Here is a 25,043-nt window from a genome sequence, read left to right on the forward strand (position 1 = left end):
CGATCAGCTCGTCGCGCAGCTTGGTCAGCTGCGGGACGTGGGTGCTGCGCTGGTCCACCGCCTCGCGCACCGCCGCGGCCAGGCCCAGCACGGCGGGGGTGTTCATCGTCCCCGACCGCACTTCCCGCTCCTGGCCGCCGCCGTGCAGCACCGGGACGCACTTGACGTCCCGCCCCAGCAGCAGCACACCGGCCCCGCACGGGCCGCCGACCTTGTGCCCGGTCATGGTGAGCGCCGCCGCGCCGCTGGCCGCGAAGTCGACCGGCAGGGTCTCCACCGCCTGCACCGCGTCGGTGTGCAGCGGAACCCCGTAGCGGTTCGCCACCTCGGCCAGCTCCCGGATCGGGTTCACCGTGCCGACTTCGTTGTTCGCCCACATCACGGTGGCCAGCGCCACCTCGTCCGGCGCCTCGGCGATGGCCTCTTCCAGCACCTCCGGCTGCACCCGGCCGCAGGAGTCCACCGGCAGCCAGGTGACCTCGGCTCCCTCGTGCTCGGCGAGCCACTCGACCGCGTCGAGCACCGCGTGGTGCTCGACCGAGGAGGCCAGCACCCGCCGGCGGGCCGGGTCCTCCTTGCGGCGCCCCCAGTAGATGCCCTTCACCGCGAGGTTGTCGCCTTCGGTGCCGCCACCGGTGAAGATCACTTCGGACGGCCGGGCGCCCAGCGCGTCAGCGATGTCCTCCCTCGACTCCTCCACTGCCCGACGAGCCCGCCGGCCCGAGGTGTGCAGGGAGGAAGCGTTGCCGATCATGGTCAGCGCTTCGCTCATCACCGCGGCCGCCCGGGGCCGCATCGGTGTCGTGGCAGCGTGGTCGAGGTAAGTCATCGTCTGTCCAGGGTAATGCAGGCCGCGCTCGCCCCACCCCGCGGTCTGATGAAAGGCGCAGGTCAACCCGGTTCCTGCCGCAGACCTGCGGGTCAGGCGGCCAGCCGGTGGCGCCGTCGGGGCGCCCCCCGCCGGGCGCGGCGGCCAACGTGCTCGTCCCCGCACGGCGCGGGAACGCCCGGTCGCTCCGGGGTGCGCCCGCCGCGACGACCGGGGGCGGCCGTAGATTGCACAGCATGCAGCCCAGCGATGCCCTCGAGTGCGTGGAGATCTACCCGGACGGCGCCTGCAGCGGCAACCCCGGCCCCGGCGGCTGGGGCGTGGTCCTGCGCTACGGCAGGCACGAGCGGGAGCTCTACGGCTCGGACCCGGCCACCACGAACAACAAGATGGAGCTCACCGCGGTGATCGAGGGGCTGGCGGCGCTCACCCGCCCGATGCCGCTGGTGCGGATCTACACCGACAGCAGCTACGTGCTCAACGGGATCACCAAGTGGCTGCCGGGGTGGAAGCGCAACGGGTGGCGGACCGCCGCGAAGCAGCCGGTGAAGAACGCCGAGCTGTGGCAGCGGTTGGAAGCCGAGTGCGCCCGGCACCGCGAGGTGCGGTGGCAGTGGGTCAAGGGGCACGCCGGGCACCCGGAGAACGAGCGGGCGGACGAGCTCGCCTGCAAGGGCCGGGACGAAGCCGGCGGCCGCTGAAAGCGCAGCGGGCGGGCCGCCGGTGCGACCCGCCCGCTGGTGGAGAGCTTCTGCGCCAGCTCAGCCCTTGCGCTTGTTGATCTCCTCGGTCAGCTGCGGGGCGACCTGGAACAGGTCGCCGACCACGCCGTAGTCGGCGATCTCGAAGATCGGGGCTTCGGGGTCCTTGTTGACCGCCACGATGGTCTTCGAGGTCTGCATACCGGCGCGGTGCTGGATCGCACCCGAGATGCCGAGCGCGATGTACAGCTGCGGCGAGACGGTCTTACCGGTCTGCCCGACCTGGAACTGGTGCGGGTAGTAGCCGGAGTCCACCGCGGCGCGGGACGCGCCGACCGCACCACCCAGCGAGTCGGCCAGCGCCTCGACCACGGAGAAGTTCTCCGCCGAGCCGACACCACGACCACCGGAGACGACCACGGAAGCCTCGGTCAGCTCCGGGCGGTCACCGGCCTCGGCCGGCTGGCGACCGGTGATCTTGGCGGTCTTGGCCGCGTCGGAAGCGGGGACCTCCACCTGCTCGACCGCGGCGGCACCGCTGGCCTGCTCCGCCTCGATGGAGCCCGGCAGGACGGTGATGACCGGGGTGCCCTTGACCACCTTCGCCTGCGAGGTGTAGGAGCCGCCGAACAGCGAGTGGCTGGCCACCCCCTGCTCGTCGAGGTCGACGACCTCGTTGAGCAGACCGGAGCCGGTGCGCACCGCCAGGCGGCCGGCGATCTCCTTGCCGTCCACCGAAGCCGGGATCAGCACCGCGGCCGGGGACGTCCGCTCCACCAGCGCGGCCAGCGCGTTGACCTGCGGCGTCAGCAGGTACTGGGCGACCTCGGCGGTCTCCGCCGCGTAGACCTTGGCAGCACCGTAGGAGCCCAGGGCCGCGGTGAGCTTCTCAGCGGTGCCCGGCTCGCCGACGACCACGGCCGACGGCTCGCCCAGCCGCCGAGCAGCGGTCAGCAGCTCGTAGGTGACCTTCTTGACCTCGCCGCCCACGTGATCAACGAGGACCAGAACCTCACTCATGAATCAATGCCTCCTCGCGATTTCCGTGAACGACTTTCAGAGCAGTTTCTGACCGGCAAGGAACTCGGCGATCTGCACGCCGCCCTCGCCTTCGTCGGTGACCTTCACACCCGCTGCCTTCGGCGGCGTCGGCGCGGACGCCACCACCTGCGACGCGGCGTTGGCCAGCCCGACCTCGGAAGCGTCGATGCCGGCGTCGGCCAAGCTCAACACGGTGACCGGCTTCTTCTTCGCGGCCATGATGCCCTTGAAGGACGGGTACCGCGGCTCGTTGATCTTCTCGGTCACCGACACGACCGCAGGCGTGTTCGCCTCGAGGTTGACGATGCCCGCGTCGGTTTCCCGCTCGATCTTGACGGTGGTGCCGTCGGTCTCGACCTTGCGCGCGAAGGTCAGCTGCGGCCAGCCCAGCACCTCGGCGAGCATGGCCGGCACCGCACCGGCACGACCGTCAGTGGACTCGTTGCCCGCGATGACCAGGTCCACCGAGTCCACCGTGCCGATGACCTTCGCCAACGCGCGAGCCGTGGCAGGAGCGTCCGTGCCGTGCAGGGCTTCGTCCGCCAGGTGGACCGCCTTGTCCGCGCCCATGGACAGGGCCTTGCGGATGGCGTCGGTAGCCCGCTCGGGGCCCATGCAGATGACGGTCACCTCGCCGCCTTGCGCTTCTTTGATCTGCAGCGCTTCCTCAACGGCCCGTTCGTTGATCTCATCCAGCACCGCATCGGCCGACTCACGGTCGAGCGTGTGGTCGGTTTCCGTGAGTTTCCGCTCGGAATATGTGTCGGGCACCTGCTTGACCAGGACGACGATGTTCATGGGCCCTCTTCGACCTCCTGCGGACTGCCGACGGCTCGCTGGGCAACCCAGCGCTTGCTTGATTTACCTGGCGGCCACACCGGATAAGTGATCGCGAATGGCCACCGGATGCTGTCGCATCGTGATACCACCCGGGATGTTACTTGTCAGTAGCCCAGCGGCAACCAGGACTTGCGCGTGAGAGTACTCACCTTTTCACCGACTCGTGCCACAAAGCGATCCAGGCCACTTCAATCCGGGGGGAAATGGGTAGTACATCCGGGTGAGTAGCCTGACCGCATGAGGCAACGCGTCGCCATCGTCACTGATTCCACCGCTTCGATCCCAGCGGACGTGGCCAGCAAGCTGCACCTGCCCGTGGTGCAGCTCGAACTGAGAATCGGCGACGAGCACAACGACGAGCGCCGGATCCCGCACGCGCAACTGGCCGAAGCGATGGTGGCCGGAGTCCCGGTCGAGACCAGCGAACCACCGTCCCCGGCCTTCTTCTGGAACTACATGGACGCCGCAGCCGCCGGGGTGGAGGCGATCATCTCGGTGCACATCTCCGAGCAGCTCTCCCGGACCTGCAAGTCCGCGCGCAGCGCAGCCGCCGAAGTCGACCTCCCGGTCTACGTCGTCGACTCCCGGCTGGTCGGGCTCAGCCTCGGCTTCTCCGCGGTGGCCGCCGCCGAAGCCGCCGCGTCCGGCGCCACCCCGCAGCAGGTGATGAACGTGCTGGAGCAGCGCCTGCGCAGCACCACCCAGCTGGTTTACGTCGACACCCTCGAATACCTGCGCCGCGGCGGCCGGATCAACAACCTCCAGGCCATGCTCGGCCAAGCGCTGTCCATCAAGCCCCTGCTGATCCTCAAGCACGGGAAGCTCGAGAAGTACGCGCAGGGCATCGGCCCGGAACGGGCGATCAACAAGATCATCGACGCCGGGGTCAGCCGGGCCGGCAACAATCCGGTCGACATCGGCGTGGAGCACTTCCAAGCCGCCGACCGCGCCGAACAGGTGCTCACCGAACTGCGCAAGCGCATCCCGCAAGTCCGCCGGGCCGTGCTGGTGGAGACCAGCGCGATCCTGGGCGCCCACATCGGCCCCGGCGCATTCGGGGTGACCGTCTCCCCGGTGAACTGACGAACCGGCCCCGGGCCGAGGCCACCCCGGCCCGGGCTAGCCGGCGAGCTTGTCCATCGCCCGGTGGATCCGCTTGACCGAAACCGACTGGGCGGTCCCCAACGTCTGCGCGAACAAGCTCACCCGCAGCTCCTCCACCATCCAGCCGATCTCCCGCAGCGCGGGCGAGGACGGCAACTGCCTCCGCAACTGCTGGTAGCGCTGCTGCACCTCGTGGATCTGGTCCATCCACTCGAAATCCCGCTGCGGGTGGTACTGCGCCTTCTCCAACCGCACCTCGACGGCCTGCAAGTACCGGGCGATGTGCGGCAACCGGTGCCACCCGGTGGCGGTGACGAACCCCGGGTAGACCAAGCCCGCCACCTGCTCCCGCATGTCCGCAATGGACTCGGCGGTGACGTTCTTCGGAGGATCGGCCAGCACGGCGTTCACCCGCTGCGCCACCGACAAGATCCGCACCGTCCGGGTCACGGTGTCGGCGGTGACCTCGCCCAGCCGCGGGCGAATCGCGTCCAGCAGCTTGCGGAACGACTCCTCGTCCCACACCGGGCCGCCGTTCTCGGCCATCAACTTGTCCAACGCGCAGTTGACGCAATCGGTCAGCACCGCGTCCACGTCCCCGTGCGGGGCGCTGCCCAGCACCAGCTTCTCGCCGCTGTTCAACCCGCGCTGGATCGACTTCACCGGTGACGGCAGGTTCAACGCCAACAACCGCCTGGTGCCGCCCCACAGCGCCTGGCGCTGCTCCGCCTCGGAGCTGAACATCCGAACCGCGACGCTGTCCCCTTCGTCCACCAAGGACGGATAGGCGCGCACCGCGTGACCGGACCGCTGGTCCTCGAAAGTGCGCGGCAGCGAACCGAAACTCCACGACCGCAGACCGCGCTGCTCCACCGACTTGCCGGCCTTGGAGATCTCCGCGCGCAGCTTCGGCTTCAACTCGGCCTTCAACTGGTCCAAGTCCTTGGACTCGCCGAGCTTGCGCCCCTTGGCCCCCACCACCCGGAACGTCATCTTCAAGTGGTCGGGCACCCGGTCCCAATCCCACGCGTCGGCCGGCACCACCACACCGGTCATCTGCTTCAACGCCCGGGTCAAGCACTCCAGCAGCGGGCCGTCCTGCGGGTCCATCCGCTGCAGCGCCGCCTTGGCGTGGTCGGGCACCGGCACGAAGTTGCGGCGCAACTGCTTGGGCAGCGACTTCAACAGCGCCGTGACCAGTTCCTCCCGCAACCCCGGGATCTGCCAGTCGAACCCGTCGGAGCTGACCTGGTTGAGCAGCTCCAGCGGAACGTGCACGGTGACGCCGTCGGCATCGGCCCCCGGCTCGAACTGGTACGACAACCGCAACCGGTGCTGGCCCTGCACCCAGAAGTCCGGGTAGTCCTGATCGCTGACCTCCCCGGAATCCTGGTTGATCAGCATCGACTTCTCGAAGTTCAGCAGATCGGGCTGCTGGCGGCGGACCTCCTTCCACCAGGAGTCGAAGTGCCGCCCGGAAACCACTTCCGCGCCGATGCGCTGGTCGTAGAACTCGAACAGGGTTTCGTCGTCGACCAGGATGTCGCGGCGCCGGGTCCGCTCCTCCAGGTCCTCCACTTCCGCCAGCAGTTCCCGGTTGCGGTGGAAGAACTCGTGGTCGGTGTCCCAGTCGCCCTCCACCAGGGCGTGCCGGATGAACAGCTCCCGGCTCAACTGCGGATCGATCCGCCCGTAGTTGACCTTCCGCGAGGCCACCAGCGGAACCCCGTACAGCGTCACCTTCTCGTAGGCGACCACCGCGGCCCGGTTGCGCTCCCAGTGCGGCTCGCTGTAGTTCCGCTTCACCAGGTGGCCGGCCAACCGCTCGGCCCACTCCGGCTCGATCTTGGCCACCATCCGGGCCCACAGCCGGGACGTCTCCACCAGCTCCGCGGCCATCACCCACCGCGGCTGCTTCTTGACCAGCGAAGACCCCGGGAAGATCGCGAACCGGGCGTTGCGCGCCCCCAAGTACTCCTGCGGGCCGCGGCCGGAGGACTTCTTCTCCGCGTCCTTCAACCCGATGTGGCTGAGCAGCCCGGCCAGCAGCGACTGGTGGATCAGGTCGGGGTCCGCCGGCTGGTCGTTGATGGACATCCCCATGCCCTTGACCAGCTGCCGCAACTGGAGGTACAGGTCCTGCCACTCGCGGACCCGCAAGTAGTTCAAGAACTCCGCCCGGCACAGCTTGCGGAACTGGTTGCCGGACAGCTCCCGCTGCTTCTCCCGCAAGTAGCGCCACAGGTTCAAGTAGGTCAGGAAGTCCGAATCGGCGTCCTTGTCCACGAACCGGGCGTGCTTGCTGTCCGCGGCCTGCTGCTGGTCCGCCGGCCGCTCCCGCGGGTCCTGAATGGACAAAGCGGCGGCGATGACCAGGACCTCCCGCACGCAACCGTTCCGCTCGGCCGCCAACACCATGCGGGCCAGCCTGGGGTCGATCGGCAACTGCGCCAACCGCCGCCCGATCTCGGTGAGCCGGTGCCCCTTCCCGGTCTTCTCCAACGCCCCGAGCTCGTACAGCAAGTTGACGCCGTCGTTGATCTGCCGACGATCCGGCGGATCCAAGAACGGGAACGACCCCACGTCCCCCAGCCCCAGCGAAGTCATCTGCAAGATGACCGAAGCCAGGTTCGTCCGCTGGATCTCCGGATCGGTGAACTCCGGGCGGGCCAGGAAGTCCTCTTCGGAGTACAACCGGATGCAGATGCCCTCCGACACCCGGCCGCAGCGGCCCTTGCGCTGGTTCGCCGAAGCCTGCGAGATCGGCTCGATCGGCAACCGCTGCACCTTGGTGCGGAAGCTGTACCGGGAAATCCGGGCCGTCCCCGGGTCGATCACGTACTTGATGCCCGGCACCGTCAACGACGTCTCGGCCACGTTGGTGGCGAGCACGATCCGCCGACCGGTGTGCGACTGGAAGACCCGGTTCTGCTCGGAAGCCGACAACCTGGCGTACAGCGGCAAGATCTCGGTGTTCGGCCGGTTCTGCTGCCGCAGCGCGTCCGCGGTGTCCCGGATCTCCCGCTCCCCGCTGAGGAAGACCAGGATGTCACCCGGGCCCTCCGCGCACAACTCGTCGACCGCGTCGCAAATGGCCTGCGTCTGGTCCCGGAACACGTCCTCGGTCTCGTCCGAGTCGTCCACCAGCGGCCGGTAGCGCACCTCCACCGGGTAGGTGCGCCCGGACACCTCGATCACCGGGGCGTCGTTGAAATGCCGGGAAAAGCTCTCCGGATCGATCGTCGCCGACGTGATGATGACCTTCAGATCCGGGCGGTGCGGCAACAACCGCTTCAAATAGCCCAGCAGGAAGTCGATGTTCAGGCTTCGCTCGTGCGCCTCGTCGATGATCAGCGTGTCGTAGCGGCGCAGGAACTTGTCGTGCTGGATCTCGGCGAGCAGGATGCCGTCGGTCATCAGCTTCACCAGCGTGTCCTCACCGGCCCGCTCGGTGAAGCGCACCTGGTAGCCGACCGCGCCGCCCAGCTCGATCCCCAACTCGTCAGCGATCCGGGAAGCCACCGACCGGGCGGCGATCCGCCGCGGCTGGGTGTGCCCGATCAACCCCCGCACCCCGCGGCCCAGCTCCAGGCACATCTTCGGCAGCTGCGTCGTCTTGCCCGAACCGGTCTCGCCGGCGACGATCACCACCTGGTTGTCGCGGATCGCCTCCAGCAGCTCCTCCCGCCGCTGGCTGACCGGGAGGTTCTCCGGGTAGGTGATCTCGGGAATGCTCTCCCGCCGCTGCTGCACCCGCAGCTCCGCCTCGGCAACGGCCGAGGAGATCTCCTCGGTCACCGCCTGCCGCGCCTGGGGATTGCGGATCTTGCGCACCCCCTCGATGCGCCGCTGCAGCCGACGCTGATCCTGCAGCATCAGCTCCGGCAGCCGGTTCCGCAGCTCGTCCAGGGATGTTTTCACAGACGGTGTACCCATACTCGTTCCAGCATAGAGAAGAGGTTCCGCGCGCTCCGCGCAATTTCCGACCGAACACGCAGCGCAATCAGACGTGCTCAGCGCGGCACAAATAAGCCATCGCGGTGTTCCCGACCCGGGTCAGCACCACGGTGGCCTCCTCCGGCCCCTTCGGCTTCAACTTGCGGCGCAGCACATCCGGATCGACGTCCACCCCGCGCACCAGGATCTCCAACCGCCCCACCTCGTGCCGGCGCAGCAGCGCCCGCAACGCCTTCTCGCTGTAGCGGCCGTGGTCCACCACCCGGAAAGCCCGCACCCCGCTCGGCGGCCGGTCCCCGGTCAGGAAAGCGATCCGCGGGTCCAGCTGCGCCAGCCCGTGCCGGGCCGCGTAGTGCCGCACCAGCCCGGCGCGGATCACCGCACCATCCGGTTCGACGATCCACTCCCGCACCTCACCCGCGGGGCACTCGTCCGGTTCCGCATCGGTGATCGCCCAGCCGCTGCCGTCCGCGGCGAGCACGGTGGCCCGCCGCCGCACCCCGCTGGCCAGCGAACCGAACCACAGCGACGCCTCCCGCACCTGGCCGCGCAGCGACACGAGCTCGATCTCGGCCCGCTCCGGCACCGCGGCGAAATCCAGCCCCGGCGCCGACTTCACCACCAGGTCCCGCCCCGCGTACACCGCCAGCAACTCGTCCAGCGGCGGCACCAGGTCGGCCGGGTTCCAGCGCCGCCGGCCAGCACCGTCCCGGCGCGCCGGATCGGCCACCACCGCCGTGCCCCGGGTCACCGGGCGCAGCGCGTCCGCCAACAGCAACGCCGCCGACCGCCCGGAGACAGCGAGGTTGTGCCGCGCCATCGCCAACCGCACGGCGTCCACATCGGAACCGACGCAGCGCTCGGCCACCGCCGCCAGTTCGAAGAGATCCGCCCCCACCGAGCAGGTGACGTCGTGCACCACCCGCCCGGCCAACCGCTCGGCCCGGTGCCGGGCCACCACCGAAGCCGTCGCCTGCTGCAGCGCCGCATCGGTCAACAACCAGCGGTGGCCCTCCACCAGCTTCTCCGCCGCCCGCCGCTGCAGCACCGCGGTCTCCAGCACCGCGGCCGCGAAACGCTCCCCCACCAGTTTGCGGGCCACCGCCACATCGGAGAACCGCGACGCAGCCGTCAACTCCCGCTCGGACAGCTCAGCCACCGCCTCCTGCCCGGCAGGCGACCCCAGGAACCCCACTTCGGACAGGTCGAACGAATACCCCACGAAAACTTTCCACACCAAAAAGCGAGGCCGGGCTGCGCACCAGCCCGGCCAACCACCATCAACCGGTCACTTGCCGGTGAACTTGGCCTTCCCCGGACCGTTCTCGATGAACGACCGCATCCCGATCTTCTGGTCCTCGGTGGCGAAAGTCCCGGCGAACAAACTGGTCTCCAGCTTCAACCCGGTCGCCAGGTCGACCTCCAGGCCACCGTCGATCGCCGCCTTGGCCGCCGCCAACGCCTGCGCCGGCCCCTCGGCGAACTGCTCCGCCCAACGACGAGCCGCCTGGTAGACCTCCTCGGCCGGAACGACCTCGTCCACCATGCCCAGCGAAAGTGCCTCGTCCGCCTTCACGTGCCGGCCGGTGAAGATGATGTCCTTGGCCTTGCTGGGGCCGATCAACCGGGCCAACCGCTGCGTGCCGCCCGCGCCCGGGATCACGCCCAGCAGGATCTCCGGCTGGCCGACCTTGGCGTTCTCCCCGACGATGCGGCGGTCGCAGGCCAGCGCCAGCTCGAAACCACCGCCCAAGGCGTAGCCGGTGATCGCGGCCACCGTGGGCTTGGGGATCGCCGCCACCGCGCTCACCGCGTCGGACAGGCCGCGCGCCTCCTTGGCCACCATGTCCGAATACGACATGTCGGCCATCTCCTTGATGTCGGCGCCCGCGGCGAACACCTTCTCACCGCCGTAGACGACCACCGCCCGAACATCGGTGCGCTCGGTGGCCTCGACAGCGGCTTCCCGCAGCTCCTTCTCGATCTGCCGGTTCAGCGCGTTCATCGGAGGACGGTCCAGCCGGATCGTCCCGATCGCACCGTCCACCTCGAGCCTGACGAACTCGCCCACGCAGCCTCCTCCTCGTCGAACCGCCGCCTGTGCAGGCAGGCTACCGCCGCGCCACCCGCGCGGCAGTGTTGCAGATCACTGTCCGCAGCCGATGCTCAGCTGCGCCGCCAGGCAAAATAGCGGCTGCCGTTGCGCTGCACCTCCAGATCCTGGTCGAAGGTCTTGGAGAGGTTGTCCGCGGTCAGCACGTCGTCCAGCAGCCCCTGGGCGACGATCCGCCCGTCCCGCAGCAGCAGCGCGTGCGTGTAGCCCGGCGGGATCTCCTCCACGTGGTGCGTCACCAGCACCGAAGCCGGCGCGTCCGGATCCATCGCCAACCCCGACAACCGCGCCACCAGGTCCTCCCGGCCACCCAGGTCCAGACCGGCGGCCGGCTCGTCCAGCAGCAGCAGCTCCGGATCCGTCATCAACGCCCGCGCAATGGTGGTCCGCTTGCGCTCCCCGTCCGAGAGGGTGCCGAACCGGCGCTCCGCCAGGTGCCCGATCCCCAGCAGCTCCAGCAGCTCGCGCGCCCGGTCCAGGTCCAGGTCCTCGTACTCCTCGCGCCACCGGCCGACGACCGCGTAGCCCGCGCTGACCACCACGTCCTTCACCAGCTCGTCCCCGGGGATGCGCGCGGCCAACGCACCCGAGCAGAACCCGATCCGCGGACGCAGGTCGAACACGTTCGTCCGGCCCAACCGCTCCCCGAGCACGTCCACCGTCCCCTCGCTGGGATACATCTCGGTGGCGGCGAGCTTGAGCATCGTGGTCTTGCCCGCCCCGTTCGGGCCGAGCACCACCCACCGCTCGTCCAACTCCACAGCCCAGTTCACGTCGGACAGCAGCGTGGTTCCACCGCGCCGAACCCCGACCCCGTCCATGCGGATGACCAGGTCGTCCACGTCTAACCTCCCAGCCGTGACTGACCACAGCGCCCGTGGTGCCGTCTCGGTTCGTCTCCGTGCGGACCGCCGCGGTCTCCCCGGCAAGTCCCCTCCACCGGCCTATTCTTCCGCCCGAACCCGCCGACCAGTGCGGCGGGGAGCGGAAAACCCCGGCCGCGGATCATCGCGAAACCACCCCCACCACCCGCCGCGAAACTAAGATCAGCTCCCTGTGCGAAGCAAAAACCTGCTGCTGCGCCCCTGGGTGCTCAGCACCGCAGCCGGCATGCTCGTGATCGCGGCAGTGGAAATCCCCACCGGCACCGGAGCGACCGGCACCGCGCTCGGCTGGCTGGGCGCGCTCACCGCCGCCATCACCCTGCCCATGGCGACCCAGCTGGGAATGCTCGCCGGCGCGCTCCTCCTCGGGCTCCGCATCCGGCACGTCGTGATCGGCGCCATGCGCCGCCTCGGCACCTGGAAGCTCGGCCCCGCCACCATCACCCTCCGGGCGCTCCCGGTCACCATCAGCGCCGAGATCGGCCCGTGGCGCCCCCCGGTGATCCTGCGCAGCTGGCTGGCCGGGCTGCTGTCGGCCTGCACCGGGATCGGCCTGGTCACCACCGCCTGGCTGCTGGCCGGCGGCCCGTTCGGCCGCGGCTACGCCCTCGCCGCCACCGCCCTCATGCTCCACAAGCTGCGGCCGAAACGAGCGCCCCTGTCCACCTCCACCGGCTGGCTGCTGTTCCGGCTGCCCCGCATGCCCGAACCGCAGCGCACCGAATTCCGCGCCGGCCCCATCGCCGCCGCTGCCAACGACGCCCTGCAGGAAGGCGACCTGGACACCGCGCAACGGCACGTCGACCAGCTGACCGAGCAGTACCCGCACCTGACCGCCACCCGCTCCGCGCAAGTGGCCATGCTCGAAGCCCGCGGCGAATACGCCCGAGCCACCCTGCACCTGCTCGACTACCTGTCCAGCGGCCCCGACCTGCCGCCGCGGGAGATGTCCTACCTGCTGGCCGGGCTGGCCGGACTGGGCTTCGCCGCCGCCGAAACCGGGCAGCTGCCCGCCGAAACCATCCTGCCCACCGCCAAGAAGGCCCTCACCGACGCCATCCAGCTCGGCTACCCGGAATTCGAGCTCAGCGGCACCCGCGGCATGCTGGCCCTGCTGGAGGGCGACCTGGACGAAGCGGTCCGCCTGGCCGCCATCGGCGCCGAGCACAGCCCCTCACCGCTGTCCCGCGCCGACGACTACGCCACGCTCGCCCAAGCCCACATGGCCCGCCGCGACAACGCCGCCGCCCGTCGAGCCCTCGCCGCAGCCGAAGAACTCGCCGCCTGGTGGCCGCGGGTCGCCCGCGTCCGGCAGCGCCTGCACGTCAGCTGAGCCTCACCCGGCCAACACCACCTTGCCCAGCTCCGCGGGCCCGGACAGCAGCGGGTGCTTCGGCAGCACCCGCACCGTGTACCCGGCCGGACCGGCGTGCGGCAACGTCACCCGCGCCCGCCACCGGCCGACACCGGTCTGCCGCATCGACTCGGTCACGAAGTCGTGCAGCTCGGCCGAATCGTCCACCCGGCCGACCACCACCTCCACGTCCACATCGGACGGATCCAGGCCGGCCAGGTCCACCTCGGCGCTCACCTCGACCTGGCCGCCCAGCAGCGGCGTCCCGCCGTCGAGCACCGTCATCTCCGTGCTCGCGATCCGCACCGAATCCCACGCGGCCCGCAACTTCGCCAAGTACTCGGCCATCTCCTTGCTGCCGCGGTAACCGTCCGCGGCCACCGCGCGCACCGAACGCGCCGCCGGCGCGTAGTGGTGGTCCACGTACTCGCGCACCATCCGCGACGACTGCACCCGCGGCCCCAACGTGGCCAACGTGTGCCGCACCATCGACATCCACTTGCCCGGCACGCCGTCGGCGTCGCGCTCGTAGAACATCGGCACCACGTGCTCGGAGATCAGCTCGTACAGCGCGGCCGCCTCCAAGTCGTCCCGCCGGTTCGGGTCGGTCACCCCGTCCGCGGTGGGGATCGCCCAGCCGTTGGAACCGTCGTACATCTCGTCCCACCAGCCGTCCCGCACCGACAGGTTCAACACCCCGTTCAACGCGGCCTTCATCCCCGAGGTGCCGCACGCCTCCAACGGGCGAACCGGGTTGTTCAACCACACGTCGCAGCCCGACACCAAGTACCGGGCCAACGCCATGTCGTAGTCCGGCAAGAACACGATGCGGTGCCGCACGTCCGCCTGATCGGCGAACCGCACGATCCTCTGGATCATCGCCTTGCCCGCCTCGTCAGCCGGGTGCGACTTGCCCGCCACCACGATCTGCACCGGGCGCTGCGGGTCCAACAGCAGCGACCGCAGCCGCTCGGGGTCCCGCAGCATCAACGTCGCCCGCTTGTAGGTCGGCACCCGCCGGGCGAAACCGATGGTGAGCACCTCCGGATCGAGCACCGAATCGCACCAGCCGAGCTCCAGATCCGAAGCGCCCCGCTCCAGCCACGCCCGCCGCAACCGCCGCCGGATCTGCTCGATCAACCGCTTCCGCAGCGAACACCGCAGCTCCCACAGCAGCGCATCGCTCACCGGCTGCATGCCGCGCAACCCGGCACCGCTGTCCATCTCCGACTCGCCGAGCAACTTGCCCAGCTCCCGAGCCGACCAGGTGGGGCCGTGCACCCCGTTGGTCACCGAGCGGATCGGGACCTCCTCCACCCCGAACCCCGGCCACAAGTGGCGGAACATCTTCCGCAGCACCTTGCCGTGCAGCTCCGACACCCCGTTGGCCCGCTGCGCCAACCGCAACCCCATGTGGGCCATGTTGAACATCACCGGGTTGTCCTCGGCCCCCAGCTCCAGCACCCGGTCCAACGGCACCCCCGGCAGCAGCGGCTCCGCCGAATCGTCCTGGAAGTACCGCCGCACCAACTCCACCGGGAACCGGTCGATCCCGGCCGGCACCGGGGTGTGCGTGGTGAACACGGTGCCCGCCCGCACCGCCACCACCGCCTGGTCGAACTCCAGCCCGGGGTCCTCCTGCAACTCCCGGATCCGCTCCAGGCCCAAGAACCCCGCGTGCCCCTCGTTGGTGTGGAACACCTCCGGCTGCGGCGTCCCGGTCAACCGGCAGTACGCCCGAACCGCCCGCATCCCGCCGATGCCGGCCAAGACCTCCTGCCGCATCCGGTGCTCGGCATCGCCCCCGTACAACCGGTCAGTGGTGCCGCGCAGCTCGTCGTCGTTCTCCGGCAGATCCGTGTCCAGCAGCAACAGCGGAACCCGCCCCACCTGGGCCTTCCAAATCCGCACGTGCAGCGTCCGGTCGTCCGGCATCGCCAGCCGCACCAGCACCGGGTCCCCGGCCTCGTCCCGCAGCAGCTCCAGCGGCAAACCACCCGGATCGATCACCGGGTAGTGCTCGATCTGCCAGCCCTCCTCCGAAAGCGTCTGCCGGAAATACCCCGACCGGTACAGCAGCCCCACCCCGATCATCGGCACCCCGAGATCGGAAGCCGCCTTCAAATGGTCCCCGGCGAGCACCCCCAACCCACCGGAGTAGTTCGGCAGCACCTCGTGCACACCGAACTCCATCGAGAAGTAGGCGATCGAAGCCGGCAACTCCGCGCCCTCGCCCAACCGCTGCTGGTACCACCGCGGCATCGTCAAGTAGCGGCGCAGATCGTCATCCACCGCGCGGGTGCGGGCCAAGAAGTCCTCGTCCTCGGCCAACTGCATCAACCGCTCCGCCGGCACCTCGGCCAACAAGCGCAGCGGATCACCACCCACCTCGGACCACACCTCCGGGTCCACCGCAGCGAACAAGTCCTGCGTCGGCGGATGCCACGTCCAGCGAAGATTCATCGCCAACGTGCCAAGCGCACGCAGCGGCTCCGGCAGATGGGCGCGCACGGTGAAGCGATGGACGGCTCTCACGGAAGCGGACGATATCTCGGCAGCCGACAACACGTGCGGGCGCACCACGGTGCCGCGACCACGATGAGAAGCTGAACGCGTGCGTCCCCTGCAGCTCCTGGCGATGCTCATCACACTGGCCACCGCGCTCAGCGCCTGCTCCCCGCCACCCCAACCGCGCCAGCGGGGAATCCTCCAGCACAGCACCGATCCCGCCTTCGTCCACGGCACCGACCACAGCCAGGTCGACCGGATCGCCGCCACCGTCGTCACCGACCTCCAGCAGTACTGGGCCGAAACCTTCCCCCGCGCCTTCCAGCAGCCGTGGCGCGACCTCGACGGCGGCTTCTTCTCCGTGGACACCACCGGCAACGGGAACCCACCGCCCTGCGCGACCGCCCCCGCCGACGTCACCGGCAACGCCTTCTACTGCGCCACCGTCGACGCCATCGCCTGGGACCGCTCCGCCCTGCTGCCCGTGCTCGCCGAACACCACGGGCAAGCCGCCATCGCCCTCGTGCTGGCCCACGAAACCGGCCACGCCGTGCAACAACGCCTCGGCGTCGACCTCGGCGACAACAACACCCGACTGGAAACCACCGCCGACTGCTACGCCGGCGCCTACTTCCGCTGGGCCGCCGACGGCAACTCCCCGCACCTGCGGCTGGACGACGACGACATCGACACCGCCCTGCGCACCCTCAGCGTCTTCTACGACCACACCCCCAGCGGGAACAACGCCCACGGCACCGCCTTCGACCGGACCACCGCCTTCCAGCACGGCTACCGCAACGGGCCAGCCGCATGCCCCGCCCACCAGCCGCAGCACATCACCAGCCCCACACCCGCCACCCACCACGCCCCCGACGCCCAACTCCCGGACATCAACGAGTTCTTCCAGCAGTACGTCACCGACCGCGGCGGCACCTGGCAGCCACCCGCCCACAACCCCGACAGCTGCCGCCCCGCCCCCGCACCGGTGGCGGTGTGCCTGGACCCACCAGCCGTGCGCACCGACCAGCAAGCCCTGGACGACATGCGCTACGAGATCGGCGACCACGCCACCACCGCCGCACTCGCCGCCCACCACGCCCTGATCGCACTGCACCAACTGCACCAGCCGGTCACCGGCCGCGACGCCACCCGGCGAACCAGCTGCCTCACCGGCGCCTACCTGCGCTGGCGCGCCACCACCACCGGACTCGCCGCCGCCGACCTCGACGAAGCCCTCAACGCCGTGCTCACCGACCCCACCACCACCCGAGACGCCACCGGGCACAACCCGCTCACCGGCCACGAGCGGACCAGCGCCTTCCGCACCGGCCTGCTCACCGGCACCCCCGGCTGCGACCCATGACCGGTTGATTTCCGCAAAACCCCCGCTGACCGGCCGAACCCACCCGATAAGGTCGGCAACCAGCGCTGATCAACGAACCCGGCAACAGCCGGCACCAGCTCCAGCAAGATGGGGACACAGGCAGTGGCATCTCGAGCAACGACCCGACCCGCACGAACCGCTATTTCCCTGCTCACCTGCGCCGCACTGCTCACCGGCTGCGCCCACGCCATCAGCGGCACCCCCACCACCCCCGGCACCCAAGCCCCGGACGAAGTGGCGGGCCTCCCGGTGACCGCCGGCCCCAGCGGGCCGAAACCCGACGCCCCCGACCCTCGGCTGCCCGTGGAAGGCACCGACCACGGCCCAGCGGACCGCCTCGCCCGCGCCGCGATCGCCGACACCACCGCCTTCTGGCGGGCCACCTTCCCGGAAACCTTCGGCAAGGAGTTCCACCCGGTCCGCCGACTCGTCTCCTACGACTCCACCGGCCGCGGCATCGACCTGTGCGGGCACCCCACCGCCGGCTCGGCCAACGCCTTCTACTGCCCCGCCGAGAACACCATCGCCTGGGACCGCGGAGAACTCCTGCCCACCCTCACCAACACCTTCGGCCCCATGGCCGCCGTCAGCGTCCTCGCCCACGAAATGGGGCACGTCGTGCAGCACCAAGCCGGCACCGCCCGCCCCGACGACCCCGCGCTGGTGCTGGAACAACAAGCCGACTGCTTCACCGGCGCCTACTTCCGCCACGTCGCCGAAGGCAAATCGGACCACTTCCAGATCTCCACCGGCGAAGGCCTCAACGACGTCATGGCCACCCTCGCCTACTTCCGCGACACCCCCGGAGCCGGCGACTTCACCGACACCGACGCCCACGGCAGCGCCTTCGACCGGATCAGCGCCTTCCAGCACGGCTTCACCGAAGGCCCCCGCCGCTGCGCGCAACTGGACCCCGAGGAAGTCAAACAGCGCACCACCCACTTCAAGTTCTGGAAGCAGCAGCAGGAAACCGACCTGCCCGTCGACGAACACGGCATCGCAGCGGTGGAACGCAGCCTGCGGGAAGTCTTCCGCGACACCGGCGCCGCCCCGCCCACCATCACCACCGAACCGCAGGCGTGCGGCAACCGACCCGAAACCCCACCCGCCACCTACTGCCCGGACACCAACACCGTTTCCCTCGACCTGCCCGCCCTGCAGCAGATCGCCCAACCACCCGGCAAGAACACCACCGACGGCGGCTACGGCGACTTCGCCGCGTACGCCCAGATCGCCGCCCGGTACACGCTGTCCGTGCAGCGCTCGGCCGGCCTGTCCCTCACCGGCGACACCGCGAGCCTGCGCACCGCCTGCCTGGTCGGCGCCTGGAGCGGGCTGCTCGTGGAAGACCCCATCGGCCAGCGCAACCCGGTCGGCAAACTCCGCCTGGCCCCCGGCGACATCGACGAAGGCATCGCTTCCCTGCTCAGCGAGGACAGCCTGATCGCCGCAGACGCCGACGGCAACCAGGTGCCCTCCGGGTTCGCCCGCGTGGAAGCCTTCCGCACCGGCTTCCAAGAAGGCCTCGGCACCTGCTCCACCAGGTACTTCGACTGAGCCGAGAACGAAAACGCGGCCGCGCCGGTCACCGGCGCGGCCGCAGTAGTCTCCACAACGGACAGCGATGCTCAGAACAACGCGCTGGCCAACGCCCGGCGCGCCTTCACCACCCGCTCATCGCTGGCCGGGAACAACTCGAAAAGCTCCAACAAGTGCACGCGGACCTTGTTCCGCTCATCGCCCGAAGTGCGCTTCACGGTCCGCACCAGCCGGTCGAAACCAGCCTCGGCGTCACCCCGCGCCACCTCGGCGTCCGCGGCCGCGATCTGGGCGTCGACGTCGTCCGGCGCCGCATCCGCCCGCTCCACCACGGCCGGATCGACCTGCTCGGCCCGCGCGGTGAACCGCACCTGCGCCAACGCGGCCTTGGCCTGCTCGTTGTCCGGCTCGGAGTCCAGGATCTTCTGGTACGCCGCCTCGGCCGCCGCGTAATCCCCGCGCTGCAACGCGTCCTCGGCCTCGGTGAACCGCGGGTCCTCCGGCTCCTCCTCGGCCGCCGCGCCGGACGCCTGCTCGGCCTCGCGAATCCCCGGAAGCCTGTCCCGCAACGCGTTGAGCAGCGCGTCGATCCACTGCCGCAACTGCGGCTCCGGCTGGGCCCCGGCGAACGCGTCAACGGGCTGGCCGCCGGCGATGGCGATCACCATCGGAATGGACTGCGCCTGGAACAGCTGCGCGATCCGCGGGTTGGCGTCCACGTCGACCTTGGCGAGCACCCACGCGCCGTTGCCCTCCCGGGCCAACTTCTCCAGCACCGGCGAGAGCTGCTTGCAGGGTCCGCACCACTCCGCCCACAGGTCGAGCACCACCGGGACCCGCATGGACCTGTCGATGACCTCGGCCTGGAACGTGGCCTCGGTGACATCGACGATCGGTGCGGCCGCCGAAGCGCCGCCGTCGTTCGCCTTCGCTTGCTGATTCGCACGCGCAGCCGCCTCGGCCCGGTTTTTCAGCGCCGACAGGTCGACCGCGCCCGCCATCGCGGCGGACATTGCTGCTGCGTTCTGGCGTGGATCCGGCCTCGTCACACATCCATCCTGACACGGCCCGACAAGCGAGCGGCCGCTGGGCGGCGCCTCCCACCTGGGGCCCGACCCGCTCCCGACCCGAACAACCCCCGAGCACCACAACAGACCACCCGGAAGAGTGAACGGGTTGGTGCGCGGCCGCGCACCAACCCCGGCGGAGCGCTGCGACGACGAGACCGGCGCCCCGCCGCGTCACTCCTCCCGCAGGTGCTCCTCCACCCGGCGCACCTTCTCGGTCAACTGGTTCGTGCGCCCCGGGCGGATGTCGGCCTTCAACACCAGACTGGTCCGCGGCGCGCGGGACGCCACCGCCTCGGTGGCGCGCTTGACCACGTCCATCACCTCGTCCCACTCGCCCTCGATCGTGGTGAACATGGCAGTCGTCTCGTTCGGCAACCCCGACTCCCGCACGACCCGCACCGCGGCCGCGACCGCTTCGCTGACGCTGTCGCTGTCCCCGCCACCGGTCGGCGCCACGCTGAACGCCACAAGCACCTGTCTACCTCCTTCATCCACGCGGTCCGGCTACCCTGGGAACACCCGGCTGCACCCACCGGATAGGCAGCAGCTGGCCGGTACCGCGCTGCTAGCGTCGAGCACCATGAGTACCCGTAACCCGCTGCCCTTCGACCCCATCGCCCGAGCGGCCGAGCACTGGGCCGAGCGGGTTGGCCCGGCCACCACGATGGCAGCAGTGACCAGCATCATGCGGGTCCAGCAAATCCTGCAATCAGCCGTCGACAACGCGCTGCGGCCGCACAACCTCACCTTCGCCCGCTACGAAGCCCTGGTGCTGTTGAGCTTCTCCAAACGGGGCAGCCTGCCGATGCGCGTGATGGGCGACCGGCTGCAACTGCACCCGACCAGCGTCACCAACATCGTCGACCGGTTGGAGCAGGACGAGCTGGTCCGCCGCACACCGCACCCGACCGACCGCCGCACCACGCTCGTGGAGATCACCGAAGACGGTCGGAACCTGATGCAGAAGGCCACCGAAGCGGTCACCGCCATCGACTTCGGGCTACGGGGACTCACCGAACGCCAGACCCAGCAGTTGACCGACTTGCTGGCCAAAGTGCGGCAAGCCGCGGGCGACTTCTGAGCCGCCGCTCAGTTCAGCTCGCGCAGCGCGTACCGCACCTTGGCCCAGAAGGTCGGCTCATCCGCCTCCCGGCCGGAGAGCATGCCCCGCCGGTTCGCCCACCACTCGAAGAGCAGGGTGGCCAGCGGTGGGACCGAAGCGGCAACGGCCAGCACGAGCTCCCAGAACCGCCAGCGCAGCGGGCTGAACACCACCAGGCACACCACCAGGTAAGCGGTGAACATGAAGCCGTGGAACCAGCCCGTGATGGTCACCCCCAGCGGCTGCCCGAACCCGTACTTGACCACCATCGCCACCAGCAGCGCTGTCCAGGAGACCGCTTCACCAACCGAGACCACGCGAAACCAACCGGCATAACTGCGGGGCACCGCTTCCCCTTTCCTCGAAGGAGCTCCTCCCCGAAGTGTGCCGGGTGGCGCCCATCACTCCCGCACCACCCGGGTTTCCGACCACAACCTCGCCCCTCGCCAGCGCTCAACCGCACGCGCGACCGCACCGGTGGCAGCACGAATCGCCACGAAGGGAACTCTTCTCGCTCGACCAGCAGAAAAGCTCCCTTGCCCACCACGCCCAACGGCGTCCTGTGTGGAGTTCCGCGCGGTCGCTGCCCAGCCCGGCCGGCCACCCACCGGCAGAACCCGAACCCGGTTGACGCCTCCCCGCCCGGGTGGGGTTGACTGACCGCGGGCAGTGGCGGTGGAATTCGCCCTGCTCGGGCGAGGCCAGCGGCACCCGGTGCGTCTGCTTCCGAAACCTGCTCCGGCAGCGGACCCCAGCCCGCAGGACCGCTCGCCCACCGGTGATCCCGAAGTGCTGGAAAGGTCTCGAAGGTGAGCACGACCCCGGATGTCTACGCTGGCCCGACCGCGCCGGTCAAACTCCCGGCCAACCAGCCGCCCCAGTTCTACCGGGGCGGCGCGTCGATCGCGGCCCTGCGCGGCGTCCAGGACGATCGGGAGTACGGCCCGGAGGACTGGGTCGCCTCGATCACCACGCAATTCGGCCAGGCCGAATCAGGCCTGACCCGACTGCCCGACGGCCGGTGGCTGCGCGACGCCATCACCGCCGAACCAGCGCAGTGGCTCGGCCCGCAGCACGTCTCGGTGTTCGGCGACAGCACAGCCCTGCTGGTCAAACTGCTCGACGCCGGGCAACGACTGCCGGTGCACTGCCACCCCTCGGACCGCTTCGCCCAACAGCACCTCGGCTCCCGGTTCGGCAAGACCGAAGCCTGGATCGTCATCGGAACCAGCGGGCCGAAACCAGTGGTGTACGCGGGTTTCCGCAACGACGTCGACCCCGAGACCGTGGCCACCTGGGTGGCCACCCAAGACGCCACGGCAATGCTCGGCTCGCTCAACGAAATCCCCGTCAAGCCGGGCGACACGGTGCACATCCCCGCCGGCACCCCGCACGCCATCGGTGAAGGCGTGTTCATCGTCGAACTCCAACAGCCGACCGACTTCTCCATCACCCTGGAATGGGAAGGGTTCCTCACCAGCGCGGAGAAGGCCTTCCTCGGCCTGGACGAGAAAACCGCCCTGCAGTCGGTCAACCACCGCGGCTTCCCCGACGAACTGCTCTCCGACCTGGTCAAGCACACCGCCGACCAGGTCGCACCCAGGGTTCCGCTGCTGTCGACCGAAGCCGACCCGTTCTTCCGGGCCGAGCGGTTGCACGCACCGGTCGAACTCGACCCCTCCTTCGGCGTCCTGGTGGTGCTGGACGGAACCGGTTCCCTGGTCACCGAGCACACCACCCTGCCGCTCAAGCGCGGGGAAACGGTCGTGGTCCCGCACGCGGCCGGCAGCACCCGCCTGGACGGTGACCTGGTGGCCGTGTACTGCCGCCCGCCGGAGCCGCTCACCCACCGCTGACGCCATCCCGCTGGACCAGCGGCCGCTGCGAGCCACGTCACGTCACAGCGCGATAGCGGTTGCGCCCAAACCCCCGCGGTGCGGACGCATCTCCGTTACCGTCCTCGGCTAGGTGATCACCCGATCGCTGATCGTGGCTTCGATCACTTGCTGTGCTCGACCCGTGGCGTGCCTCGCCGTGCGCTGTGTACAGAAAGGATTCGACGCCGTGCAGCCGGACAGAACGTATGGGAGCTCCGGTCTCGACCAGACCGAAGCAACGGCGGATGGCACTGCGCTGATCGGGAACTTCGAATCCCACACCCGCCACCTGTCCAGCCCCGAAGAACGCGAAGCGCTCGCCCGCAAGATCGGGGAGGAGTGGAACCAGATCAGCTCTCGCCTCGCCGAGCTGTACGCCACCGGAGTGCCCAGCGACGATCCGCGCGCCCAGGAAGTAATCCAGCAGCACTACAACTGGCTCCGCTACTTCTGGACCCCGGACCGCGATTCCTACCTGCGCCTGGCCGAGGTCTACGCCAACCAGCCGAAGTTCCGCAAGCGCATCGAGCGCAGGAAACCCAAAGGCCTCGCCGGATACCTGCGCGACGCCATGACCACCTACGCGTGGGCCCGACTGAGCTGAAGCGCACCCCCGCCCTGTCGGTGGCATCCCGTTCAATAGGGGTATGCGGAGGTGGGTGCTGCACGTCGACATGGACGCGTTCTTCGCGTCCGTGGAGCAACTGACCCGCCCTACCCTGCGCAACCGACCGGTCCTGGTCGGTGGGCTCGGCCCGCGCGGAACCGTCGCCGGAGCCAGCTACGAGGCCCGCGCCTACGGGGCGCGTTCGGCGATGCCGATGGCCGAAGCCAGGCGGCGCTGCCCCACCGCAGTCGTACTACCCCCCAGGTTCCGGGTGTACCAGGCGGTCAGCGCCCGGGTCATGGCCCTGGTGCGCGACGTTTCCGACGCCGTGGAGCAGGTCTCCATCGACGAGGCCTTCCTCGAGCCGGCCCAGCTGGCCGGCGCGGACACCGCCAAAACCGAGGACTTCGCCGCCCGGTTGCGGGCCCGCGTGCACGACGAAGTCGGGGTGACCGCTTCCATCGGCGCCGGATCCGGCAAGCAGATGGCCAAAATCGCCTCCGGACTGGCCAAACCGGACGGAATGCTGGTGGTCGCCCCGCACCAGGAACTGGAGCTGCTCAGCCGTCTTCCGGTGCGGAAGCTGTGGGGAGTCGGCCCGGTCACCGAAGCCAAACTGCACCGCATCGGGGTCAACACCATCGGCGAACTGGCGCAACTGCACCTCTCCGACCTGACGTCCCTGCTCGGTCAAGCTCACGGCAGCGAACTGCACCAGTTGGCCCGGGGGATCGACGACCGGCCGGTCGCCGAACGCGCGGAAGCCAAGCAGGTCAGCAGCGAAACCACGTTCGACCACGACATCACCGACCCGGCCCGGGTGCAGTCCGAAGTGCTCACCGCGGCTCGAGCCGCGCACCGCCGGCTCACCGCGTCCCACCGGGCCGCCCGCACCGTGACCCTCAAGATCCGGGACGCCGACTTCACCACGACCAGCCGCTCAGCCACCCTGCCCTGGGCGACCAGCCACTTCCCCACGCTCGCCGACACCGCCCGCAAACTGGTCCGCACCGCCGTCCCGCCCGGCACCCCGGTTCGACTGGTCGGGGTCTCCTACTCCGGGCTGACCGCTGTGGAGCAAACCCCCTTGTTCGACACCCCCGGCGACACCGGGGAAATCGAACTCGCCCCGGCCCTCTCGACCAAGAAGTCCGAACCGGACTCCCCCGATCGCCGGTGGCGGCCGGGTGACGACGTGCACCACCCCGAACACGGCCACGGATGGGTGCAAGGAGCCGGCCACGGCCGGGTGACCATCCGGTTCGAGACCGCGGCCACCGGGCCGGGGCGCGCCCGCACCCTCGCCATCGACGACCCCCACCTGTCCCGGGCCGACCCGATGAACAGCTTGGGCTGGTGACTACGCGTCCACCGGCACCGGCAGTTCCCTGCGGTACTGCCCGATCCACTTGCGGCCCGCCACTTCCTGGACCGCGGCCTCCAACGCCTTCGGCAACCGGCTGATCGGCGGCAGGTAGAAGCGGTACCGCTCGTAGGGCAAGTCCGGCATGGGAGGCGGTTCCTCCACCAGCCAGCGATCGAGCTCCGGGTGCCGCTCGGCGAAACCGGGATCGGCCGGGAAGAACTCCAGCGCCACCCGGCGCTCCGGGGACACCACCCGGCGGGCCTGCAAGAACGACAGCGTGCTGACCCCCACAGCGGCGATCTCGTCCCACGCCACCCCGAACACCTCGCCTTTGGTGCGGGCGTAGAAGCCGCTGCGGTCGAACAGGAAACCGCGGCTGTTGAGCATGCCCCGCGAGCCGACGAGGAAGTAGCCGAAGACCACCGCGGACACCAGCTGCAGCAGCCACGCGCCGACCGAATTGCCCTGGTAGGCCAGGTTCGCCGCGCACAGCACCGCGACCAGCCCGCTGATCCCCCCGCCGAGGAGGAAGGTGCGGAAACTGCTGGCGCTGACGTCCACGTCCCGCGCACCGGGGCCGAGCAGCACCGGGCGCCGGCGGCCACCGCGAGCCGCCTCCGGGATCCTCTCGCCAGGCGCGGTCAACCGCGCGGTGCCGCGATCGGCTCTGCCGCGCGGCACCGTCGCGCGTTCATCGATCCGCTGGGTTCGCTGCCATCCGCCAGGCAACCACTTCATGCCGCCCAGGGTAGACGGGGCTGCCGGGC

Annotated in this window: 21 protein-coding genes; 9 read left to right on the forward strand and 12 right to left on the reverse strand. The window is 69.8% G+C overall.

Features of this window, described 5'->3' with window-relative positions; all coding sequences use genetic code 11:
• Nucleotides 1–829: cysteine desulfurase family protein (locus tag SREC43747_RS0108990; RefSeq protein ID WP_037331657.1), on the reverse strand; the 829-nt coding region annotated here is incomplete at its 3' end.
• Between the two features lie 236 nt (nucleotides 830–1,065).
• Here SREC43747_RS0108990 and rnhA point away from each other — a divergent pair.
• Complete coding sequence (gene rnhA, locus SREC43747_RS0108995; protein WP_029720864.1) at nucleotides 1,066–1,530, forward strand: ribonuclease HI; 465 nt, start codon at nucleotides 1,066–1,068, stop codon at nucleotides 1,528–1,530.
• A 60-nt stretch (nucleotides 1,531–1,590) separates the two neighbouring features.
• Here the strand turns inward: rnhA and SREC43747_RS0109000 are convergent, their stop codons facing one another.
• Nucleotides 1,591–2,550, reverse strand: a complete 960-nt coding sequence (locus tag SREC43747_RS0109000; RefSeq protein ID WP_029720865.1) for an electron transfer flavoprotein subunit alpha/FixB family protein — start codon at nucleotides 2,548–2,550, stop codon at nucleotides 1,591–1,593.
• Between the two features lie 36 nt (nucleotides 2,551–2,586).
• Entirely contained in the window at nucleotides 2,587–3,369 is a 783-nt protein-coding gene (locus tag SREC43747_RS0109005) for an electron transfer flavoprotein subunit beta/FixA family protein (protein WP_029720866.1), read from the reverse strand.
• Nucleotides 3,370–3,648: 279 nt separating this feature from the next.
• Between SREC43747_RS0109005 and SREC43747_RS0109010 the strand changes: the two genes are divergently transcribed.
• A complete protein-coding gene (locus SREC43747_RS0109010; RefSeq protein WP_029720867.1) occupies nucleotides 3,649–4,494 on the forward strand; it encodes a DegV family protein in 846 nt (281 codons plus the stop codon).
• Nucleotides 4,495–4,530: 36 nt separating this feature from the next.
• Here the strand turns inward: SREC43747_RS0109010 and hrpA are convergent, their stop codons facing one another.
• From hrpA to SREC43747_RS0109030, 4 genes are all read right to left on the reverse strand, one after another.
• Nucleotides 4,531–8,451, reverse strand: coding sequence for an ATP-dependent RNA helicase HrpA (hrpA, locus tag SREC43747_RS0109015; RefSeq protein WP_029720868.1), 3,921 nt, complete (start codon nucleotides 8,449–8,451; stop codon nucleotides 4,531–4,533).
• 67 nt (nucleotides 8,452–8,518) lie between these two features.
• Entirely contained in the window at nucleotides 8,519–9,694 is a 1,176-nt protein-coding gene (locus SREC43747_RS0109020) for a THUMP-like domain-containing protein (protein WP_029720869.1), read from the reverse strand.
• A 66-nt stretch (nucleotides 9,695–9,760) separates the two neighbouring features.
• On the reverse strand, nucleotides 9,761–10,543 hold the full coding sequence (locus SREC43747_RS0109025) for an enoyl-CoA hydratase/isomerase family protein (RefSeq protein WP_029720870.1): 783 nt from the start codon (nucleotides 10,541–10,543) through the stop codon (nucleotides 9,761–9,763).
• Nucleotides 10,544–10,638: 95 nt separating this feature from the next.
• Nucleotides 10,639–11,406 carry an ABC transporter ATP-binding protein gene (locus SREC43747_RS0109030; protein ID WP_051387900.1) on the reverse strand — a complete coding sequence of 256 codons (768 nt, stop codon included), beginning with the start codon at nucleotides 11,404–11,406 and terminating at the stop codon, nucleotides 10,639–10,641.
• Between the two features lie 235 nt (nucleotides 11,407–11,641).
• On the opposite strand from SREC43747_RS0109030, the gene SREC43747_RS0109035 reads away from it, so the two are divergent.
• A complete protein-coding gene (locus tag SREC43747_RS0109035) occupies nucleotides 11,642–12,802 on the forward strand; it encodes a tetratricopeptide repeat protein (protein ID WP_029720872.1) in 1,161 nt (386 codons plus the stop codon).
• Nucleotides 12,803–12,805: 3 nt separating this feature from the next.
• Here the strand turns inward: SREC43747_RS0109035 and glgP are convergent, their stop codons facing one another.
• The gene (glgP, locus tag SREC43747_RS0109040) at nucleotides 12,806–15,358 is read right to left on the reverse strand and encodes an alpha-glucan family phosphorylase (protein WP_029720873.1); all 2,553 of its coding nucleotides are present in this window, start codon (nucleotides 15,356–15,358) and stop codon (nucleotides 12,806–12,808) included.
• Between the two features lie 79 nt (nucleotides 15,359–15,437).
• Here glgP and SREC43747_RS0109045 point away from each other — a divergent pair, with 79 nt between their 5' ends.
• The gene (locus tag SREC43747_RS0109045; protein ID WP_051387898.1) at nucleotides 15,438–16,694 is read left to right on the forward strand and encodes a neutral zinc metallopeptidase; all 1,257 of its coding nucleotides are present in this window, start codon (nucleotides 15,438–15,440) and stop codon (nucleotides 16,692–16,694) included.
• Between the two features lie 123 nt (nucleotides 16,695–16,817).
• A complete protein-coding gene (locus SREC43747_RS0109050; protein ID WP_236623099.1) occupies nucleotides 16,818–18,272 on the forward strand; it encodes a neutral zinc metallopeptidase in 1,455 nt (484 codons plus the stop codon).
• 71 nt (nucleotides 18,273–18,343) lie between these two features.
• Here the strand turns inward: SREC43747_RS0109050 and SREC43747_RS0109055 are convergent, their stop codons facing one another.
• Together SREC43747_RS0109055 and SREC43747_RS0109060 are read right to left on the reverse strand one after the other, a co-directional pair.
• A complete protein-coding gene (locus SREC43747_RS0109055) occupies nucleotides 18,344–19,267 on the reverse strand; it encodes a tetratricopeptide repeat protein (RefSeq protein WP_236623100.1) in 924 nt (307 codons plus the stop codon).
• Between the two features lie 228 nt (nucleotides 19,268–19,495).
• Nucleotides 19,496–19,798 (reverse strand): MTH1187 family thiamine-binding protein, encoded by a 303-nt coding sequence (locus SREC43747_RS0109060; RefSeq protein WP_029720877.1) that lies wholly within the window; start codon nucleotides 19,796–19,798, stop codon nucleotides 19,496–19,498.
• A 106-nt stretch (nucleotides 19,799–19,904) separates the two neighbouring features.
• On the opposite strand from SREC43747_RS0109060, the gene SREC43747_RS0109065 reads away from it, so the two are divergent.
• The gene (locus tag SREC43747_RS0109065) at nucleotides 19,905–20,405 is read left to right on the forward strand and encodes a MarR family winged helix-turn-helix transcriptional regulator (RefSeq protein WP_029720878.1); all 501 of its coding nucleotides are present in this window, start codon (nucleotides 19,905–19,907) and stop codon (nucleotides 20,403–20,405) included.
• A gap of 8 nt (nucleotides 20,406–20,413) precedes the next feature.
• Here the strand turns inward: SREC43747_RS0109065 and SREC43747_RS0109070 are convergent, their stop codons facing one another.
• Complete coding sequence (locus SREC43747_RS0109070) at nucleotides 20,414–20,743, reverse strand: DUF3817 domain-containing protein (RefSeq protein WP_029720879.1); 330 nt, start codon at nucleotides 20,741–20,743, stop codon at nucleotides 20,414–20,416.
• 492 nt (nucleotides 20,744–21,235) lie between these two features.
• Here SREC43747_RS0109070 and SREC43747_RS0109075 point away from each other — a divergent pair, with 492 nt between their 5' ends.
• From SREC43747_RS0109075 to SREC43747_RS0109085, 3 genes are all read left to right on the forward strand, one after another.
• Nucleotides 21,236–22,282: a class I mannose-6-phosphate isomerase gene (locus SREC43747_RS0109075; RefSeq protein ID WP_029720880.1), complete on the forward strand. Its 1,047-nt coding sequence runs from the start codon at nucleotides 21,236–21,238 to the stop codon at nucleotides 22,280–22,282.
• 208 nt (nucleotides 22,283–22,490) lie between these two features.
• A complete protein-coding gene (locus SREC43747_RS0109080; protein ID WP_029720882.1) occupies nucleotides 22,491–22,907 on the forward strand; it encodes a TipAS antibiotic-recognition domain-containing protein in 417 nt (138 codons plus the stop codon).
• A gap of 43 nt (nucleotides 22,908–22,950) precedes the next feature.
• The gene (locus tag SREC43747_RS0109085; RefSeq protein WP_029720883.1) at nucleotides 22,951–24,270 is read left to right on the forward strand and encodes a DNA polymerase IV; all 1,320 of its coding nucleotides are present in this window, start codon (nucleotides 22,951–22,953) and stop codon (nucleotides 24,268–24,270) included.
• Here SREC43747_RS0109085 and SREC43747_RS0109090 read toward each other — a convergent pair whose 3' ends face one another.
• Nucleotides 24,271–25,014, reverse strand: coding sequence for a hypothetical protein (locus SREC43747_RS0109090; RefSeq protein ID WP_029720884.1), 744 nt, complete (start codon nucleotides 25,012–25,014; stop codon nucleotides 24,271–24,273).
• Between the last annotated feature and the right edge of the window lie 29 nt (nucleotides 25,015–25,043).

The sequence above is a fragment of the Saccharopolyspora rectivirgula DSM 43747 genome (genome assembly GCF_000497205.1).
GTDB classification, from domain to species: domain Bacteria; phylum Actinomycetota; class Actinomycetes; order Mycobacteriales; family Pseudonocardiaceae; genus Saccharopolyspora; species Saccharopolyspora rectivirgula.

Excerpts from the sequence above, each read along its gene's own strand:
- SREC43747_RS0109085 (WP_029720883.1), top strand. The coding sequence starts at position 22,951 with ATGCGGAGGTGGGTGCTGCACGTCGACATGGACGCGTTCTTCGCGTCC.
- SREC43747_RS0109005 (WP_029720866.1), bottom strand. The coding sequence starts at position 3,369 with ATGAACATCGTCGTCCTGGTCAAGCAGGTGCCCGACACATATTCCGAG.
- SREC43747_RS0109090 (WP_029720884.1), bottom strand. The coding sequence starts at position 25,014 with ATGAAGTGGTTGCCTGGCGGATGGCAGCGAACCCAGCGGATCGATGAA.
- SREC43747_RS0109000 (WP_029720865.1), bottom strand. The coding sequence starts at position 2,550 with ATGAGTGAGGTTCTGGTCCTCGTTGATCACGTGGGCGGCGAGGTCAAG.
- SREC43747_RS0109055 (WP_236623100.1), bottom strand. The coding sequence starts at position 19,267 with ATGTCCGCCGCGATGGCGGGCGCGGTCGACCTGTCGGCGCTGAAAAAC.
- SREC43747_RS0109030 (WP_051387900.1), bottom strand. The coding sequence starts at position 11,406 with ATGGACGGGGTCGGGGTTCGGCGCGGTGGAACCACGCTGCTGTCCGAC.
- SREC43747_RS0109065 (WP_029720878.1), top strand. The coding sequence starts at position 19,905 with ATGAGTACCCGTAACCCGCTGCCCTTCGACCCCATCGCCCGAGCGGCC.
- rnhA (WP_029720864.1), top strand. The coding sequence starts at position 1,066 with ATGCAGCCCAGCGATGCCCTCGAGTGCGTGGAGATCTACCCGGACGGC.
- SREC43747_RS0109010 (WP_029720867.1), top strand. The coding sequence starts at position 3,649 with ATGAGGCAACGCGTCGCCATCGTCACTGATTCCACCGCTTCGATCCCA.
- hrpA (WP_029720868.1), bottom strand. The coding sequence starts at position 8,451 with ATGGGTACACCGTCTGTGAAAACATCCCTGGACGAGCTGCGGAACCGG.